At 60.8% G+C, this 3,137-nt stretch carries 3 protein-coding genes; 1 reads left to right on the top strand and 2 read right to left on the bottom strand.

All coding sequences use genetic code 11. The annotated features are described in order from the left end of the window. Positions 1 to 581 precede the first annotated feature (581 nt). The gene (locus F6X53_RS31950; protein ID WP_151005943.1) at positions 582 to 833 is read right to left on the bottom strand and encodes a hypothetical protein; all 252 of its coding nucleotides are present in this window, start codon (positions 831 to 833) and stop codon (positions 582 to 584) included. A 279-nt stretch (positions 834 to 1,112) separates the two neighbouring features. Here F6X53_RS31950 and F6X53_RS31945 point away from each other — a divergent pair, with 279 nt between their 5' ends. Next, on the top strand, positions 1,113 to 1,580 hold the full coding sequence (locus F6X53_RS31945) for a Ros/MucR family transcriptional regulator (protein WP_151005945.1): 468 nt from the start codon (positions 1,113 to 1,115) through the stop codon (positions 1,578 to 1,580). Positions 1,581 to 2,281: 701 nt separating this feature from the next. Here F6X53_RS31945 and F6X53_RS31940 read toward each other — a convergent pair. Then, on the bottom strand, positions 2,282 to 2,884 hold the full coding sequence (locus F6X53_RS31940) for a PAS domain-containing protein (protein WP_151005941.1): 603 nt from the start codon (positions 2,882 to 2,884) through the stop codon (positions 2,282 to 2,284). Positions 2,885 to 3,137: the final 253 nt, after the last annotated feature.

Here is a 3,137-nt window from a genome sequence, read left to right as displayed (position 1 = left end):
TTGGGGTTCCTCAGAGAAACGCACACGCCGGCAGTGGGTGCAGTTGGCAGCCAGCCCAAGGTTGTGGGAGCGCGGCACACCCTTACCCACGATCAGGGCGGTGCGGCTTCGCCGCCTTGCAGGAGCGGGCCGTATCTCTCCGTGAGGAAAGCCAGCTGGCTCTTAGCCTCCCTTGCTCTGCGCTCATGGATGCCGCTGAGTGCCCTCAATGTCTCGGCAGCAGCCGGCGATCCAGCTTGAGCGACAACATCGGCGACAGCAGCGATATCCCGCGCTGCCAGTTCATCCATGGCGACCGCAGCGGTTAGTGCTGTGCTCAGTTCTCTTGCGCTCTGACGCATGGACAAGCCTGCCCTACTGCCTCGGGCGGTTTTATATAGGAAGGCAACAGCGGCTCACTCGCATTTCCATTCTAGCATCCCCAGAGCACGCAGGGCTTGATGCTTGAGTAACTGCCAGACGCCATCCTACCCCAGAGCCAAGTTGCGTACCGGCTCACACGTATGATGGACGACCGCCCCGCCAGCCCGTGATCAGATCGGGCGGCGGGGCAGCTCGTGCAGACACCGGCGCTGCTGCGGTTAAGGCGTTGGTCCTGCTAGCCTCTGCCAATGCCGGTCAATGGTGTCCATCAGCACGGGCATGAACGGCGAGGATGCATTCAGGCGAGCAACGCCCTTGCTGAGGGCGTTCAACGCTTCGGTCTGAGCGTCGAGCCCTTGCACGGGTGCAAGGTAGACCCAGACAGCCTCGTCCACCACACTCACGCTGGCAGCACGCTCGTTGGCGAGGAGCGCCTCGAAGGTCTGCAGAGTCTGTTCAAGGGTAGCCATACCGTGAGTATGGCTTGGTTCCGGCGGCCATTGAACCCCCGCGGTATAGCGGCTGCGGTGCAAGGAACGGCTACAAATCTGGACCGTTCGGCTCAGAAACGACGTATAAGCACCGCCTGTTCTGCAACTTTCAGTAGCGTAGCGTCAAGCGCAAGTAAGTTGCACGCAATCTATGGCTTGGCGATTAGCTATAACCACGAACTGGTATTTAAAATTCCTTGCAGTCCGAGCGGTTAGATGCTTTGGGCATTCCCGAGGGGCACAACTCGGATGATTGAAATGCTAGAAGAAGCGCAGGAGCCCGCTCCTGATTTCATTGAACTCGCAGCCGAAATCGTTTCCGCCTACGTGGCGAACAACCCGCTTCCTGTATCTGAGTTGGCTGCCCTGATCGGCAATGTGCACAAGGCCCTGAATGGTCTCGTGACAGGATCGGCCTCAATCGCTTTGGCTGCAGAAGTTGAGAAGGTGACCCCGGCCCAAATCCGCAAGTCGATCACGCCGGACGCACTCATCAGCTTCATCGACGGCAAGCCCTACAAGACGCTCAAGCGCCACCTTGCCGGCCACGGGCTCGACCCGCACACCTACCGCGAGAAGTACGGCCTGCCGCGAGATTACCCGATGGTGGCAGCGAGCTACGCGGCAAAGCGCTCCGAGCTGGCGCGCGCAATCGGTCTGGGCCGACCAGGTGCGCAGGCTCAGACGGAGCAGCCGAAAGCGCGTGGGCGCCGTAAGGCTGGTTGATCTGCTCGGACTGCTCAGGACAGCGGGACCGCGCCTGAGTAGTTTGCCCCCTGCGCAACTGCCAGAAGGGTGATGGTAGTTCGCAACCGAATTAGAGAGGTTGCAGCCCTAACGCGGGTCGGGGCTGCAGTGCGAACGCCAGATAACAAGCCAGCTTGGCTCCAGAAGCTGATGCAGCGGCGGCTTGCTCGCGGAGGCCGTCCCAGGGTTGTTCGATGGATCGCTGCCTCCACCAATCGTACGAAGCCAGAACCCTTCGGAGCCGGGCAAGAGAGCGTCGCCGGGGGTGTTCCAGCTGAGAGCAGCAACGTCATATCGTTCCGATCCCGGCCATCGCCACATTAGGGCTCTACTAACCGTGGCAGGCCACCATTCGGCACGTCCAAGCGTTGCAGGAAAGCCGCAATAGGAGCCTTAGGGCTCATAGCCCTGGCCATCTGCGGATTTGCTGCTGTTTTGCTGGTGGATGCGAACCGAACCGGGCAACAGTTGGTCTCAAGACCTGCCGGAGGCGATCCGGACACGACAGGCTCTGTCGACCCGAAATCGATGCGGTGGTGCGGGGCTGCCTCATGGTGCCGCTGAGATGAGCGTCAGCGATTTGGGAACGGGCGTGCGGTTACTCATCACAGTGTCGGAGCCGCAAGCGGCGCGAGGTGAGGCGAACGACCGCTGCATGCGACTGGACCAGGCGGCTGACCCTAGTTCATTTCCTTCGCTCGATGCATCTGCGCGCGCCGCGCGATCACACGCCCGATCTCCAGCAGCACCATGTCGATCAGCAGGCGCAGGGAAGCGCTGCCATCCGCGTCGATAGCTTCGCGAGTTGCGATGGCATGCTGGGCTGCTCTGTCCAGCGGGGCTTCTGGCGCAAGCGCTGAATGGCTTGCATCCTCAGCCCGCAACTTCTGGTACGTTATATCGATCAGCACGCCGTGACCATGGGCCGGCATGCCTGTCGTCGCCGGGTAGATCCGACCGTGGTCCAACAGCCAGCGAGTGCCCTCTGGGGTTTGCACCCGGTACTCTACGACGACAAGGCCGCTCTCGTGCTCGGCACGCTCGACAGCGGCCAGGAACATCGCTCGGTCATTCAAGGGAAGCCGCTGGATCACCGTCTCCAGCGGCAGCTCGGTGTCCGCCAAATCGGGATCGCCGGTCAGGATTTCAGCTGCATCCCGGTCGAGCACGTGCAGATTGCTCGCGGCGGTCCAGACCCATGCGCCAACGACGTCTGAGCCGTTCGACCTAACGAGCGCGCTACCAGGTTTTTGGTCCATATCGTCGTGTGTGCGGTGGCGCACGCGTAAGCCTCTCCAGAACCTTTGGCGCTTATCAAACGACCAGCCAAGGTTCAACTTTTCGTTGTGCTGACGAAACTTTTTCACTCTCGAATTGCATGATGAAGGTTGTAGGCAATTGGGTTGGAGGCGCGCTATGTAGGGCGATCCAACCTAACCACGCGTGGCCACATAATGCCACAAAAGGGGATAAACTTGCCTTACTGTGAGATCGAGAGCCCGAGAGCGGCCGCTGATGCCGATGCCTATATGAACG

The organism is Methylobacterium soli, from assembly GCF_008806385.1.
GTDB lineage: Bacteria > Pseudomonadota > Alphaproteobacteria > Rhizobiales > Beijerinckiaceae > Methylobacterium > Methylobacterium soli.
The sequence above is the reverse complement of the archived record's forward strand: the minus strand, read 5'-3'. Positions and strand labels throughout refer to the sequence as shown.

Coding starts and splice junctions, on each gene's coding strand:
- F6X53_RS31945 (WP_151005945.1), top strand. CDS start 1,113: ATGCTAGAAGAAGCGCAGGAGCCCGCTCCTGATTTCATTGAACTCGCA.
- F6X53_RS31950 (WP_151005943.1), bottom strand. CDS start 833: ATGGCTACCCTTGAACAGACTCTGCAGACCTTCGAGGCGCTCCTCGCC.